At 74.1% G+C, this 13,783-nt stretch carries 11 protein-coding genes and 1 pseudogene; 7 read left to right on the top strand and 5 right to left on the bottom strand.

The annotated features are described in order from the left end of the window. Positions 1–177 precede the first annotated feature (177 nt). Together ACWDLG_RS12150 and ACWDLG_RS12145 are read right to left on the bottom strand one after the other, a co-directional pair. Positions 178–1,734, bottom strand: coding sequence for a phospholipase (locus ACWDLG_RS12150; RefSeq protein WP_449918868.1), 1,557 nt, complete (start codon positions 1,732–1,734; stop codon positions 178–180). A gap of 82 nt (positions 1,735–1,816) precedes the next feature. Further along, the gene (locus ACWDLG_RS12145) at positions 1,817–2,719 is read right to left on the bottom strand and encodes a DNA-3-methyladenine glycosylase family protein (RefSeq protein ID WP_449918866.1); all 903 of its coding nucleotides are present in this window, start codon (positions 2,717–2,719) and stop codon (positions 1,817–1,819) included. A 264-nt stretch (positions 2,720–2,983) separates the two neighbouring features. On the opposite strand from ACWDLG_RS12145, the gene ACWDLG_RS12140 reads away from it, so the two are divergent. Further along, entirely contained in the window at positions 2,984–3,586 is a 603-nt protein-coding gene (locus tag ACWDLG_RS12140; RefSeq protein WP_449918865.1) for a cadmium resistance transporter, read from the top strand. Positions 3,587–3,777: 191 nt separating this feature from the next. Here the strand turns inward: ACWDLG_RS12140 and ACWDLG_RS12135 are convergent, their stop codons facing one another. Next, positions 3,778–4,323 carry a CGNR zinc finger domain-containing protein gene (locus ACWDLG_RS12135; protein WP_449919713.1) on the bottom strand — a complete coding sequence of 182 codons (546 nt, stop codon included), beginning with the start codon at positions 4,321–4,323 and terminating at the stop codon, positions 3,778–3,780. A gap of 103 nt (positions 4,324–4,426) precedes the next feature. Here ACWDLG_RS12135 and ACWDLG_RS12130 point away from each other — a divergent pair. Together ACWDLG_RS12130 and ACWDLG_RS12125 are read left to right on the top strand one after the other, a co-directional pair. Beyond that, positions 4,427–5,248: pseudogene (locus ACWDLG_RS12130) on the top strand (MFS transporter); the annotation flags it as partial. Between the two features lie 76 nt (positions 5,249–5,324). Beyond that, entirely contained in the window at positions 5,325–5,669 is a 345-nt protein-coding gene (locus ACWDLG_RS12125) for a hypothetical protein (RefSeq protein ID WP_449918863.1), read from the top strand. A gap of 152 nt (positions 5,670–5,821) precedes the next feature. Here the strand turns inward: ACWDLG_RS12125 and ACWDLG_RS12120 are convergent, their stop codons facing one another. Beyond that, positions 5,822–6,607, bottom strand: a complete 786-nt coding sequence (locus tag ACWDLG_RS12120; protein WP_449918861.1) for a SigB/SigF/SigG family RNA polymerase sigma factor — start codon at positions 6,605–6,607, stop codon at positions 5,822–5,824. Positions 6,608–6,874: 267 nt separating this feature from the next. On the opposite strand from ACWDLG_RS12120, the gene ACWDLG_RS12115 reads away from it, so the two are divergent. From ACWDLG_RS12115 to ACWDLG_RS12100, 4 genes are all read left to right on the top strand, one after another. After that, positions 6,875–7,987, top strand: coding sequence for a glycosyltransferase (locus ACWDLG_RS12115; protein ID WP_449919710.1), 1,113 nt, complete (start codon positions 6,875–6,877; stop codon positions 7,985–7,987). 126 nt (positions 7,988–8,113) lie between these two features. After that, positions 8,114–8,593, top strand: a complete 480-nt coding sequence (locus ACWDLG_RS12110) for a Dps family protein (protein ID WP_354908102.1) — start codon at positions 8,114–8,116, stop codon at positions 8,591–8,593. A gap of 189 nt (positions 8,594–8,782) precedes the next feature. After that, on the top strand, positions 8,783–9,691 hold the full coding sequence (locus ACWDLG_RS12105; protein WP_449918858.1) for an SRPBCC family protein: 909 nt from the start codon (positions 8,783–8,785) through the stop codon (positions 9,689–9,691). Continuing rightward, positions 9,688–10,857 (top strand): zinc-dependent alcohol dehydrogenase, encoded by a 1,170-nt coding sequence (locus tag ACWDLG_RS12100; RefSeq protein WP_449918856.1) that lies wholly within the window; start codon positions 9,688–9,690, stop codon positions 10,855–10,857. The genes ACWDLG_RS12105 and ACWDLG_RS12100 overlap by 4 nt, the downstream gene beginning before the upstream one ends. 20 nt (positions 10,858–10,877) lie before the next feature. On the opposite strand, the gene ACWDLG_RS12095 is transcribed toward ACWDLG_RS12100, so the two are convergent. After that, complete coding sequence (locus ACWDLG_RS12095; RefSeq protein ID WP_449918853.1) at positions 10,878–13,637, bottom strand: helix-turn-helix transcriptional regulator; 2,760 nt, start codon at positions 13,635–13,637, stop codon at positions 10,878–10,880. Positions 13,638–13,783: the final 146 nt, after the last annotated feature.

Here is a 13,783-nt window from a genome sequence, read left to right as displayed (position 1 = left end):
AGACGATGCCCTGCCCACCGGCGCCGAGGCGGCCGAGCAGCCAGTAGGGCCCCACGATCGCGGGATCGCCCTCCCGGAGGCGTTCGGCATGCGGCACGGGACTCCGGTGACAGCAGGTAAGGGATCTTCAGCACCATATCCGGACAGGTCACGCACGGGTCGGCGGTGTGGCAGCGCTCAGAACGCGTTCGTCCTGCGCAGGCGCGGCGGCCGGCCGTCCGGGTCCACGACCGTCCGGTACAGCGGCATGGCCATCGCCCGGCGGACGCGGCCGAGCTCCGGTTTCGGATGCGGGCGCAGCCGGCCGGGCGGGCGGGGGCCGCGACAGCCGCCCTGGTGCCAGGCGTCGAGCCGGGCGGCCGACTCGGCGAACGCCTCGAACGCGCCCTTCGGGTCGCACAGATCGGCCAGTTCGCCGGGGTCACGGTCGAGATGCTCGGCGGCCAGCGTGAGCCGCAGGTCCCTGGCGAACCGGCGCGCTCCGGCGGGCGGGCGCGGATCGGGCTGCTCGTCGATCACGGCGCAGCTCAGCTCGGAGTCGAACGTCCACGAGCGCAGGTTGACGTTGTCGGAGCCGACGCTCGCCCATACGTCGTCGACCACGCAGACCTTGGCGTGCACGTACACCGGCGCGCCCGCGTGGTTCTCCAGGTCGTAGATGGCGATCCGGCCGGGTCCTGCGCGCATCAGCCGGGTCAGCGCATCCGCCCTGCCGATCAGGCTGGCCGGGCCTGCCAGCCAGCCGTCCTGGTCGGGATGCCGGGGCACCACGATGATCATGCGGAGCTCCGGCTCCCGCTCCAGCGCCCGGGCGAACGGCTCGATCACCTCCGTGGACCACAGGTACTGGTCCTCCAGGTAGACCAGCGTTCGCGCCCGGCCCAGCACCTTGCGGTAGGCCCTGGCCACGCTGCGTTCCCCCTCCGGTGCGAACGGGTAGCGGCGGCGCAGGTAAGGACAGGTCCGCAGCAGCTGGACGGCGTGCGTCCCGGCCGGTAGCGGCGGCGGAGCCGGCTCGGGCAGCGGCGGCACGTCGGCCATCCGGTCCAGGCGGTCGCGCAGCCGCCTGAGCGGTTGGCGGGTCTCGGGCGCCGGGTCCTCCCACCGCTCGCGGAAGACCTTCTCCACCTCCGCGACGGCGGGGCCGCTGATCGCCACCTGGGCGTCGTGCCATGGCGGGCGCGGGCCGTACGTGGCCGGCATGGACGCCGCCTGCGGGTCGCCCAGATGCCGCGCGTCGTCGCGGCGGCTGTGACACAGGTCGATGCCGCCGACGAACGCCACGTCCCTGTCCGGGTCGCCGTCATGGCGCAGGACGACGAACTTCTGGTGGTGGGAGCCGCCGAGCCGGACCCTGGTGTCGAGCAGCGCCTGGCCGCCGGCCGCCTCGATGTGCTCGCCGAGGTGCCGGTTCTCGGCCGCGCTGAAGCGCAGGACGTCCAGGTGCGAGCGCCAGATCAGCCCTCTGACCAGGGCTCCCCTCTCGGCCGCCGCCGCCATCGCGGCCGCCACCGTGGGACCGTCCGGTCGGAGCCGCTCGTCGGGGTCGCCGCGCCAGTCGGTGAACATCAGCAGGTCGTCCTTGCCGAGAGCGGCCAGTCCCGCGTGGAGCTCGGCGAAGTAGGTCGCGCCGTGCAGGAGCGGCCGCACCAGGTTTCCCTCCGACCAGGACACCAGCCTGGTCCAGTCGTTCCCGCGTTCCTCGCGGGTGAGGAACCAGTCGTCGAGCCTCATCTCCCCGGCCAGCGGACCTCTCCCCTCCCGTGCGGCTCCGTCGAAGACCTTGCAGCTGCCCCGGATCTCGCGCTCTAGGCCTTCACCCGGCGCCGGCGGGCGACCGGTCGTCCATGACGCCGTAGGTGGCGGCCCGGAACAGGAAGGAGGCCCAGCTGCGGTAGGGGCGCCACGACTCGGCCAGCCTCCGGTACGCGGCCGGTGTCGCGTCTTCCGGCAGGCCGTAGGCCTCACGCAGGATCGCGAACAGGCGCGGCTCGTCGCCGGGGAACGCGTCAGGCGCGCCGGCGCCGCGGATCAGGATCAGGCCCGCCGAGAACGGGCTGACGCCGGGCAGGGCGCGCAGCTCGGCCAGGGCCTCCTCGGGGGCCAACGCGCGCAGGTGCTCGGCGGTGAGCACGCCGTCGAGCGCCGCGCGGGCCAGCCCGCGCAGCCACTCCTCCTTCTGCGCGGGCAGGCCCAGGCCGCCCGCCTCCACCAGCGCCATGGGCGGCGGGAAGGCCGCGTACGGCCGGCCGTCCAGGGTGATCGTGGCGCCGTACCGATCGGCGATGCGCTGCTTGAGCCGGGAGGCGATGAGCATCGACGAGCGCTGCACGATCACCGCCCAGCACGCCGCCTCCCACGGGCTCCAGAAGCACACCGGCCGCAGCCCCGGGCTGCGCCGCTGCAGATCGCCGAGCACCGGGTCGGCCTCGCCGAGCTCGGCGAAGCCGGAGCCGTCCACGTCCAGGGAGAGGATGCGGGACACCTCGCCCCTGATCCCCGCTCCCGCCGCCCTCGTGGTGGTGACGGCGACTCCGCCCGGCGCGGCCGTCACGGTCACGCCGATCGGCCGCCAGTCGGACTCCGCGCAGTAGGCGAAGCGCAGCGCCCGCCCGTCGGAGGGCAGCGCGCTGGTGGCCGGCCAGTCCTCTACGAAGCGCAGCGAGGCGCCGAAGTCGAACGGGCCCTCGGCGGTGAGCGTGAATCCGTGCGTGGTCATGCGCGTATGTTAGGAGGCCGCGCGGTTCCCGGTGCCGCGGGCCGGCCGCCGACGGGAGCGCACGCCGCGCGGTTCCTGCTGCCGCCGCCGACGGGAGCGCATGCCGCGCGGATCGTGGCGCCGTGGCCGGCCGCCGACAGGAGCCGCACGCCGTGCGGTTCGTGGTGTCGAGGGCCGCCGCCGACGGGAGCCGCACGCATGCCGCGCGGTTCCGGGCGCCCGCGCGGGCGGACCGCCGCGGCCCGCGCTGTAGCGTCTCGCCCTGTGAACGCAGGCATCCTCGGGCAGGCGGCCGGCCTGTTCGCCGTCACCAACGTCGACGACATCCTGATCCTGGCGCTGTTCTTCGCCCAGGGTGCCGGGCGGCGAGGTACGGCAGCGCGGATCGTGGCCGGGCAGTACCTGGGCTTCCTCGCGATCCTGGTCGTCGCCGTGGCCGCCGCCTTCGGCGCGACCTTCCTGCCCGACCCGGTCATCCCCTACCTGGGCCTGCTGCCGCTGGCCCTCGGCGTCAGGGCCGCCTGGCGGGAATGGCGCAACCACCGCGACGGCGCCGGCGACGACCCGGCGGGAGCGCGCGGCGGCGGGCCCGGGGCGCTGGAGGTGGCCGCGGTCACCTTCGCCAACGGCGGCGACAACATCGGCGTGTACGTGCCCGTCTTCGCCACGGCGGGCGCCGGCGCGATGACCGGCTACGTCGCCGTCTTCCTGGTCCTGGTCGCCGTCTGGTGCGCCGCCGGGCGCTTCCTCGCCACCCGCCCGTTCGTGGCCGGGACCCTCAGCCGCTGGGGCCACGTCCTGCTGCCGCTGGTCCTGATCGGCATCGGCGCGGTCATCCTGGTCTCGGGCGGCGCCTTCGGCCTGTAGGCCCGACGGGACAGCGACTCCCCGGCGCGGGAGACACCGGGCGCGGGAGACACCGCGCGCGGGAGACGCCGCGCGCGGAAGGCACCAGGCGGGCGATGGTGCGGGTCATCACCTGCCGCCCGCACGGAACCGCAGCCCGCGCGTGCGGAAGTCATCGCCTGCCGCCCGCGCGGAACCGCGGGTCGGGGCGCTCAGGGTGACGTGCGGGTCGCGTAGTACCGCCGCGCCTTGTCGCGGCTGCCGCAGGTGGTCATGCTGCACCATCGGCGGCGGCCGTTCTTGCTGGTGTCGAGGAACAGCCAGCAGCATGACGGGCACGCGCCGAGCCGTTCCAGCGGCCCGCGGGACAGCAGGTCGACGGCGGAGGCGGCGACCTCCCAGAGCAGGGTCATGGGGGTGCGCGGTGCGGGCCACGCGAAGCCGAAGCGGCCGTCGGCGCGCTCGAGCCGGGCGTGGGCGAGGCCGTCGGCGTACACGGCGGTGACGGCATCGAGGTCGGCGCGGGGCGGGTCGGCCCCGCGGGTCAGCGGGTCGAACACCCGGAACACCGACTCGCGGAGCTCGCGCGCGCCGGGCAGGGCGGCGGCGAGGTCCGCCTGCCGTTCGATCGGATGGCCGGCCGCCCGCGCCCAGGTCAGCGCCTGCTCGGGGACAGCCAGCCAGTCGCGCCGGGCCACCGGGCGGCTGTTGACCGTGTTGGCGAAGTCCAGGCAGAGGGCGTTGCCGACCAGTTCCATGTCGATCACCCGCCGATTATCTCACCAATCAAACGCTGTTGACAGGTGAGACGGGACTCCAGCACGCTATGACCCTTCAAACCACTTTGAAAGGTGAGAATGCATGCGCGTCCTCCCCGTCTCGCTGGGCCGGTCCTTCAACGGGCTGTGGTTCGGCACCGGCGCCGCCAACCTGGGTGACGGCGTGGCGCTGTTCGCGCTCCCCCTGCTCGCCCTGGCGGTCGGCGCCTCGCCCGGCGGGGTGGCGGCCGTGACGACGGCGCTGACGCTGGCCTGGCCGGTCTTCGGCCTGCACGCCGGCTGGCTGGTCGACCGCCTCGACCGGCGCCTGCTGCTGGGCGCCGTCAACCTCGTCCGGGGGCTCGTGCTGGCCGCTCTCACCGCCGGTCACCTGGCCGGCGCGCTCTCGCTTCCGTTGATCCTGGCCGCCGCGGTACTGCTCGGCGCGGCGGAGACGCTCGCCGACACGGCGCTGACCTCGACCGTCCCCATGGTCGTCGAGCCGGTAGGCCGTTCCAGGGCGAACGCCAGGATCGAGGCGACCGTCAACGTCACCAACCAGCTGGCGGGACCCCCGCTCGCGGGCCTGCTGGCGGCCCTCACGCTGGCGCTGGCCACCGGCGCGAGCGCGGCTCTGTACGTCCTGGCCGCCGTGGGGCTCGCCGCGATGACGCTCCGCCGCGCGCCGGCGGACGGCCGGACCGGCGGCGGCGCGGGCCAGGTGGTCGCCGGGTTCCGCTTCCTGTGGCGGCAGCCGGTGGTGCGGACGCTGACGCTCTTCACCGCCGCGATGAACGTCGTCTGGGCGGCCGCCACGGCACTGCTCGTCGTGTACGCCGTCAGCCCCGGCCCGCTCGGCCTCACCGCGGTCCAGTACGGCCTGCTGATGACGGCGATGGCCGTCGGCGGGCTGCTGGCCTCGATGCTGGTCGAGCCGCTGCGCCGCCGGTACGGGGTGACCACGCTCCTCGTCGCCGACGCCGTCGGCCACCGTCCTGCTGGTGGCGCCCGTGGCGCTGGGCGCGGACGCGTGGCTGGTCGCCGCGGGCGTGGTGGTCGCAGGAGCGGGGTCGAGCGTCTGGCGGATCCTCGTGGCCACCGTCCGGCAGAACCTGACCCCGCCCGACCTGCTGGGCCGCGTCTACGCCGCGTCGCGGGTGCTGAGCTGGGGCGTCATCCCGGCCGGCGCCGCGCTGGCCGGGCTCGGGGCGGAGCTGTGGGACGTGCGGACGGTGTTCGCCGCCGCCACCGGCCTCGCGCTGGTCACCCTGGCCGGCTTCGTGCCGTTCGCGCTGCGCACCGACCTGTCGGCCGCCGTCCAGCCGATCGCGGAGCCCGTCGCCTGAGCCGATGCCGCCCGGCCGGTCGCGGAGCCCGCCGGGTGCCGCCCGGCCGATCGCGGAGCCCGCCGGGTGCCCGCCCGGCCGATCGCGGAGCCCGTCGGGTGCCGTCCGGCCGGCCGCGGCCCGTCGCCCCTGCCCCGGCGTGCGGGGGCCGCCTACACGGCGGCCGTCAGCTCGCCGCGGAGCTGGTCGAGGACCTTGCGCAGGATCCGGGAGACGTGCATCTGCGAGATGCCGAACTCCTCGGCGATCTCGGCCTGGGTCATGTTGCCGAAGTAGCGCAGCAGCAGGATGTTCCGCTCCCGGTCGGGCAGGGCGTCGATGAGCGGCCTGACCGCTTCGGTGTCGACCAGGGTGGCGAGGGCGCCGTCCTCGTCGGGGATCATCTCGCCGAGGGAGGCGACGTCGTCGCCACCGGCGGACCCGACCGGGGCGTCGAGCGACAGCGTGCTGTAGGCCGCCGAGGCGTCGAGCGTGAGCAGGACGTCCTCCTGCGAGATGTTCATCCGCTCGGCGAGCTGGGCCACGGTGGGCGACGTGCCGAGCTCCTGCGTCAGCTCGCCGACCAGCCGGTTCAGCTCGGCGCGGCGGTCCTGGTAGACGCGCGGCACCCGGATGGCCCAGGCGCGGTCGCGGAAGTGGCGCTTCACCTCGCCGCTCATGGTGACGGCGGCGTAGCCCTTGAACGCGTGGCCGAGCGAGGCGTCGAAACCGTTGATCGCCTTCATGAGGCCGAGGTAGGCGGCCTGGAGGATGTCCTCGTACGGCTCGCCCCGGTAGCGGTACTTCCGGGTGATCTCCAGGACCAGCGGCCGGTGCATCTGGACGAGGCGCTCGCACAGCCGCTCACGATCCGCGGGGGACGTCTCTGGCCGGGCCATCTCCTCGAGGAGGTCCTCGGCGGTCACGTCATCGGCGCGAACGACATTCTGGACGGTCACGGTGCTACTCCTTCAGAAAGGGGATGCAGGCGGCCCGCCAGAATGAATCCGCGCAGGGGCACACCTCGCCTCAACGGCGGTCAAGCCCTCTGCTGGACTTATGGCGCCGAGTATGCCCCACCTTCGAGCGGTTCAATCATCAAGATTCAGATGAATTTCGAGGTTTGGGATCCGGCGGGATCGTGGTACAACTCTTCTGCCTCCACGGCGGTGCCTAAGACGCAGGCACACCCCTTTTTCGTTCGTCATTCCTCGAACGGGTGTGCCATGAAGATCGCCATTGTCGCCGCCGAATCCCTCGCCAAGCGCGCCGAGCTGCTGTCCGTCGCCAGGGAACTGGGGCGCGACCACGACGTGACCCTCTACAGCCGCCGCAGCAGCGACGCCAGGCCCGCGGCGCGCATCGGCAAGGGCGTCACCGTCCGCTACCTCGAGGTGGGTCCCGCGCGTGAGCTGACCTCCGAGGAGCTCACGCCGTACCTGGCCGAGCTGGGCGACTCGCTGCGCCGGCAGTGGACCGCCGACCGTCCCGACGTCGTCCACGCGCACGCCTGGACCTGCGGCCTGGCTGCCATGGCCGGCAGCAGCGGGCTGGGCCTGCCGGTGGCGCAGACGTTCCTCCACCGCCGGGGCGGCGACGCCGCCGGGCAGCTGAAGCTGCAGCGGGCGCTCGGCAGGCGGGCGAACGCCGTGGTGGCCCGGTCGGAGGAGGAGCGGTCGAGCCTGGTCAGGTCCGGCGTGCCGCGCGAGCGCATCGAGGTGGTGCCGTACGGCGTGGAGGTGGACAGGTTCCGCCGCCGCCCGGTCGCCGAGGCCCGGCAGTCACGCGGGCGCCTGCTCCATGTCGGCTCGCTCGCGCCCGACCGGGGAGCGCACACCGCGCTGAACGCGCTGCGCGCGGTGCCCGACGTCGAGCTCGTCGTCGCCGGCGGCCCGGCGCCCGACCGGCTGGCCGACGACCCGGAGCTGACCGAGCTCCGCCGGATGGCCCAGCGGTACGGCGTCGCCGACCGGGTCACCTTCCTCGGCCAGGTGCCTCACGCGTCGATGCCCAAGCTCATGCGCGGCAGCGACATCGTGCTCAGCCTGCCGCACCAGGCGCCCAAGGGGCGGGTCGCCCTGGAGGCCATGGCCTGCGGGATCCCCGTCATCGCCTCCGCGGTCGGCACCCACCTCGACTCCGTGGTCGACGGTGTCACCGGCCTGCTGGTGGCACCGGACCGGCCCGCGGAGGCCGCCTGGCTGATCCGGCGGCTGCTGGCCGACCCCACGCGACGGGCCGCGATGGGGTTCGCCGGGACCGACCGCGCCAACGCCCGGTACGCCTGGGACCGGGTGAGCCGCGAGCTCGTGCGCGTCTACGAGAAGGCCGCGGCCTGAGCGTGCCGCGGACCCCCAAGGCCGCCGAGGGGGTGGCAGAACAGGACGCCGGCGACCCCGGGTGGTTGTCCGGGGACCGGCCGGGTAGCAGGACGACGCATCGCGAAGACACGAAAGGCAGCGATCATGGCCGTTATCACGAGCCCGCTGGGGGACGCCGAACGCAAGCTCACGGGTGACGCGCTGCAAGGAGCGCTGGTCGACCTCATCAACATCTCCCTGACCGCCAAGCAGTACCACTGGAACCTCGTCGGCGCGCGGTTCCGGTCGATCCACCTGCAGCTCGACGAGGTGGTCGGGGTCGCGCGCACGCATGCGGACACCGTCGCCGAGCGCGCCGCCGCCATCGGCGTCAACCCGGACGGCCGCGCCAAGACCGTCGCGGTCAGCGAGGTCACCGACGCCGACGAGGCCGGCTGGCTGTCCGACGACACCGTCGTGAGCCGGACGGTGGCCATGCTGCGCCGCGTCGGGGAGCTCATGCGGGCCCGCATCGACGCGGTGGCCGAGGCCGATCCGGTCACGCAGGACATCCTCATCGACGTCTCCGCCGACCTGGAGAAGCAGGCCTGGATGTTCGAGGCCCAGCTCTCCCGGACCGGCTGAGGCCAGGCCGCGGCGCTGGATCGGCCGCTTTTCCGGGGCCGGGCGGTGCCGGAGTTGGCGGAATCGGGGACGGCATTTGGCGAGACCTGGACGGTTGACACCCACCGGGCGGGCAGGGGGCTCAGGGTGCAGATCCCCGCCAAACCGGACGCGTCACCCGACCGCCCGACAGAACGGAAGCAATCGGCTATGTCGCGACATGAACACCACAGAACCGACAAGCTCGCCCGGGCACTCGGGTGGGTCAGCCTGGGGCTGGGGGCGACACACCTCCTCGCTCCGGACGCCGTCCGCCGTGTCAGCGGCATCGACGGCTCCCCGTCGGCGAAGGCGGCGACGAAGGCGGCCGGCGCGCGCGAGCTGGTGCAGGCCGCGCTGCTGCTGGGCAGCCGCAGGCCCGCCCGATGGGCCTGGACCCGGGTGGCCGGCGACGCGCTGGACCTGGCGCTGCTGGGCAAGGCCATGACCACCCGTTCGGGCGACGACCGGCGCCGGCTGGCGGCGGCGACCGCCGCGGTCGGCGGCATCACGGCCCTCGACCTGTTCACCACGCTGGACAGCCTGCGCTCCGGCAGGGAACCGCTGTCCATCCACGCCTCGATCACCGTCAACCGGCCGCGCGACCTGGTCTACCGATTCTGCCGGGACCTGGACAACCTGCCCAGGTTCATGACCCACCTGGAGTCGGTGCAGCCGCTCGACGAGCGCCGCTCGCGGTGGCAGGGCAAGGGACCGACCGCCGACCTGTCGTGGGTGGCCGAGATCGTCGAGGACCGCGTGGGCGAGCTGATCGCCTGGACGTCCCCCGGCCGGTCCGTCACCGCCAGCGGCTCGGCGCGCTTCGCCGACGGCCCCGCCGGGCGCGGCACGGTCGTCGAGTACACCCTGCGGTACGGCCGGCCGGGCCGCGCGCTCGGCGCCGCGGTCGCCAGGATGCTCGGCGAGCATCCCGAGCAGCGCATCCGCGACGACCTGCGCCGCCTCAAGCAGATCCTGGAGACGGGCGAGGTGCTCCGGTCCGAGGGCAGCCCCGAGGGCACCCACGCCCCGCGGCAACGCAGGCAGCGTCCCGCCCAACCGGTGGGAGGACGATCATGAAGGCCAACTGCTACACGGGCCGCAACACCGTCGAGGTGCTCGACGTGCCGGATCCGGTGATACTCAACGCGCGCGACGCGATCGTCCGCGTCACCTCCACCGCGATCTGCGGCTCCGACCTGCACCTGGTCGACGGTTACGTCCCGACGGTGAAGAAGGGCGACATCCTCGGCCACGAGTTCATGGGCGAGGTCGTGGAGGTCGGCTCCGGCGTGTCGAACCTGCGCCCCGGCGACCGGGTCGTCGTGCCGTTCCCGATCGCCTGCGGCAACTGCTTCGCCTGCGAGGACGGGCTGTACTCGGTGTGCGAGAACTCCAACCCCAACGCCGGCATGGCCGAGAAGCTCATGGGGCACGCCACCGCCGGCATCTTCGGCTACTCCCACATGCTGGGCGGCTTCGCCGGCGGCCAGGCGGAGTACGCGCGCGTGCCGTTCGCCGACGTCGGGCCGATCAAGATCGAGGACGGCCTGCCGGACGACAAGGTGCTCTTCCTGTCCGACATCCTGCCGACCGCCTACATGGGCGCCGAGATGTGCGACATCAAGCCGGGCGACACGGTCGCCGTCTGGGGTGCGGGGCCGGTCGGCCAGCTCGCCGTGCTCAGCGCCTACCTGCTGGGCGCCGACAGGGTCATCTGCATCGACCGGTTCGGCTACCGGCTCAGGCGGGCCGAGCGGGCCGGCGCGCTCCCGCTCGACTACGAGGAGGTCGACGTCCTCGACGCGCTGCGCGACATGACCGGCGGGCGCGGGCCCGACGCCTGCATCGACGCGGTCGGCATGGAGGCGCACCACCCCACTCCCGCCATGTACGCCTACGACCGGGCCAAGCAGGCCGCCCGGCTGGAGACCGAACGTCCGTACGCGTTGCGCGAGGCCATCCTGGCCTGCCGTAGCGGCGGGGTGGTGTCGGTCGTCGGGGTCTACGGCGGGCTGCTCGACAAGTTCCCGATGGGCGCGCTGATGAACCGGTCCCTGACCCTGCGCACCGGCCAGTGTCACGTGCAGCGCTACATGAAGCCGCTGCTGGAGCGCATCCGCGACGGGGAGATCGACCCCAGCTTCGTCATCTCCCATCACCTGCCGCTCCAGGAGGCACCGCGCGGGTTCGAGCTCTTCAAGAACAAGCAGGACGAGTGCAACAAGGTCGTCCTGACGCTCTGAACCGCACCGGCGGCCTGCGCCTAGTCCTGGGACCGCTGGGACCGGTCGTGCAGACGGTCCTCCTCGACGACGAAGCGGGTCAGGTCGACGCGCGAGCCGATGTCCAGCTTGCGGAAGATCTGCCGCAGGTGGAAGGCGACGGTGTGCGCGCTGATGAACATCTGCTGGGCGACCTGCCGGTTGGTCATCCCCTGGGCGACCAGCCGGGCGACGGAGTTCTCCGTGCCGGTCAGGCTGTCCCAGCCGAGCTTCGCGTGATCGGTGCGGGCCCAGTGGCGGTGCCGTACGCCCAGCAGGCGCAGCCGGCTGCGCACCCGGGCGGCGTCCCTGGCCGCTCCGGTCGCCTGGTATCCGGCGAGCGCGTCGGTGAAGGTGCTGATCGCCTCGTCGGCGCGCGCCAAGGGCGCGAGCGCCACCCCGAGATCCTCCCTGGCCGACGCCCGCGCGTAGGCGTCGGCGGCCAGGTCCACCGCGACGGACAGGCTCTGCACGTCGCCGTCCAGCAGGCCGCGGGCGTGGGCCGCCGCGGCCGCCGCCAGGACGACGTCCGGGTTGTCGCCGGCCAGCTTCTCGATCGCCGTGGTGACCGCTTCGGCGCGCGGCCGGTCGTCCACCCGCAACGCCAGGCGGACCAGCCAGACCGCGGTGGTCGGATCCAGGACGAGGAGGGCGCGGTTGCGCTCGATCATGGGGTAGACGCCGGCGAGCGACGCCATGGCGCGGCGCGGATGGCCCTGCGCCTCCATGACCTGGGCGGCGAGCAGCGCGCAGCGGATGCTCCCCTGGGACCCGGCGTAGCACGCGAGCCGCGCGTGCTCGCCCTCCACCTGGGCGGCCGCCTCCCGCAGGTCTCCCCGGCGCAGGGCGGCGGCGCCGAGCACCGCCGCGCCGACCGCGGAGAACAGGTGCGTGCCGAGCGCGTCGGCGGCCAGCAGGCCCGCCTCCGCCGCGTCCACCGCCTCGGCCAGGTGATGGGCGGCCAGCCGCAGGCGCGCGGACAGCAGGGCCGGGCCCGCCGTCCAGGCGGTGTGGCCGAGCGCCTCGACCTCCTCGCGGGCCGCCCGCAGGACGGCCCGCGCCTCGTCCAGCCGGCCGGCGTCGAGCAGCATGGAGGCCAGCGCCAGCCGCGGGTGCGTACGGCGGGCCGCCGCCGAGCCCGCGCCGGCCCGCCGTACCGCCTCGCGGGCCAGGCCGATGCCCTCGGCGAGCCGGCCGGCCTCCCAGCTCGCGACCGCCAGAAGGGTGGTGGCGGTGACCAGGAGCACGTCGGCGTGGTGGTCAGGCTCGCCGAGGACGGCCTCGGCCTGCCGCACGACCTGCTCCCCCACGTACGCTCCGGCCTGCGCCTGGAGCATGGCCATCCGCGCCTCGTCCCGGGCCTGCCGCGGCAGGTCGGCTGCCGTCAGCGCCTGCTCCGCCTCCCGCGCCGCGTCCGCCGCCTTGCCGCCCAGCAGGAGCGTGGCCGCGAGCACGCTGCGCAGCTGCGCCGTGCCCGACGGCTGCAGGGGCTGGATGAGAGCCTGCGTGACCAGCTCCACGACCTCCGCCAGCCGCCCCGCCTCGGTCATCGCCCTGGCGGTGCGCAACGTGCGGGCCAGCCGTTGCGGCGTGTGGTCGGCGGTCAGGTTCATGGCGCGCAGGGCGACGGCGGCCGCCGCCTCGGGCGCGTCGGCCAGCAGGTCGTCCACCGCCTGGTCCAGCCTGGCCAGGGTACGGCTGTAGCCGTCGTGGCCGCCGACCAGCAGGTGCGCGGCCTCCATGGCGGGGCCGCCGCGTTCCAGGAGGATCCCGCCGATCTGGTGGTGCAGGGCCTGGAGCAGGGGCGGGGGCAGCATCTGGAGGACGGCTTTCCTGAGGATGTCCTGCTGGAAGACCAGGACGTCGGTCGTTCCCATGAGGATGTCGGCGTCGATGGCCTCCTGTACGGCGAGCAGGAGACCGGCCGGCGTCCGGCCGAGCACGTCGGCCACGTCCTCGGGTGAGAAGGCGCGGCCCAGCACCGCGGCGGTCTCGACCACCTGGCGCGCCGGGCCGCTCAGCCCGTCGAGACAGCGCGTCACGGCCCGCACGAGCCGCTCAGGCAGCCGTCCCGAGACGAGCCGTGTCTGCCCGCCCACGACCTGGAGCGACTCCTCGTCACGCAGGCCGGCCAGCAGCTCGGTCAGCAGGAGGGGGTTGCCCGCCGCGCCGGCGGCCAGTTCCGACAGCTCGCGGCTGGGCGGCGCGGGCAGGAAGCCGGCGATCAGCTCGGCCACGGCGTCGGCGGGCAGCGGGCCGAGCTCGACGCGGCCGGCGCCCTCCCCCTCCATGAGGGCGAACAGCCGCTCGGCCTCCGTCCTGCGCGCGCAGGTGCTGCGGGCCAGCAACCAGACGATGGGCAGCGCCGACAGCTGGCGCTGCAGGGTCCGCAGGGCCATGAGCGTCGCGGGGTCGGCCCACTGGAGGTCGTCGAGCGCGACGAGAACCGGACGGATCCCCGCCAGCGCTTCGGCGCGGGCCCGCAACCGCTCCACCAGCACGACCGGCGAGTCGATCGCCTCCGACGGCGGCTCGTCGAACGCCGCGAGCAGCGGCGCCATCGGGACGAGCCCGCCGAACGCCTCGGCCTGCCCGACCGCGGCCCCGAAGCCGCGTTCCGTGGCCGTCGCCACGACCTCGGCGAGGAACCTGCTCTTGCCCGTGCCGAAGCCGCCGTCGAGGAGCAGCACCCCGCCGGCTCCAGGTCCAGCCGCTTGGAAGAGCTCGAGGACTGCGCGCCATTCGCGCTCGCGTCCATGCATCCAGATACTCCGCAGAGCCGCCCCCGGACATCGAACAGGTGGTGCAGGCATCACCCCCGTTCACGCCTGCTCCTGCCGGCACTCGCTCCGGCACTGCCTCGCTCCCAGAGGTCTACCCGAATGGGGGATGTCAATCCCGCCGCCCG

The organism is Nonomuraea sp. NPDC003727, assembly GCF_053586935.1.
The sequence above is the reverse complement of the archived record's forward strand: the minus strand, read 5'-3'. Positions and strand labels throughout refer to the sequence as shown.

Excerpts from the sequence above, each read along its gene's own strand:
- ACWDLG_RS12150 (WP_449918868.1), bottom strand. The coding sequence starts at position 1,734 with ATGAGGCTCGACGACTGGTTCCTCACCCGCGAGGAACGCGGGAACGAC.
- ACWDLG_RS12145 (WP_449918866.1), bottom strand. The coding sequence starts at position 2,719 with ATGACCACGCACGGATTCACGCTCACCGCCGAGGGCCCGTTCGACTTC.
- ACWDLG_RS12135 (WP_449919713.1), bottom strand. The coding sequence starts at position 4,323 with ATGGAACTGGTCGGCAACGCCCTCTGCCTGGACTTCGCCAACACGGTC.
- ACWDLG_RS12115 (WP_449919710.1), top strand. The coding sequence starts at position 6,875 with ATGAAGATCGCCATTGTCGCCGCCGAATCCCTCGCCAAGCGCGCCGAG.
- ACWDLG_RS12110 (WP_354908102.1), top strand. The coding sequence starts at position 8,114 with ATGGCCGTTATCACGAGCCCGCTGGGGGACGCCGAACGCAAGCTCACG.
- ACWDLG_RS12105 (WP_449918858.1), top strand. The coding sequence starts at position 8,783 with ATGTCGCGACATGAACACCACAGAACCGACAAGCTCGCCCGGGCACTC.
- ACWDLG_RS12100 (WP_449918856.1), top strand. The coding sequence starts at position 9,688 with ATGAAGGCCAACTGCTACACGGGCCGCAACACCGTCGAGGTGCTCGAC.
- ACWDLG_RS12095 (WP_449918853.1), bottom strand. The coding sequence starts at position 13,637 with ATGCATGGACGCGAGCGCGAATGGCGCGCAGTCCTCGAGCTCTTCCAA.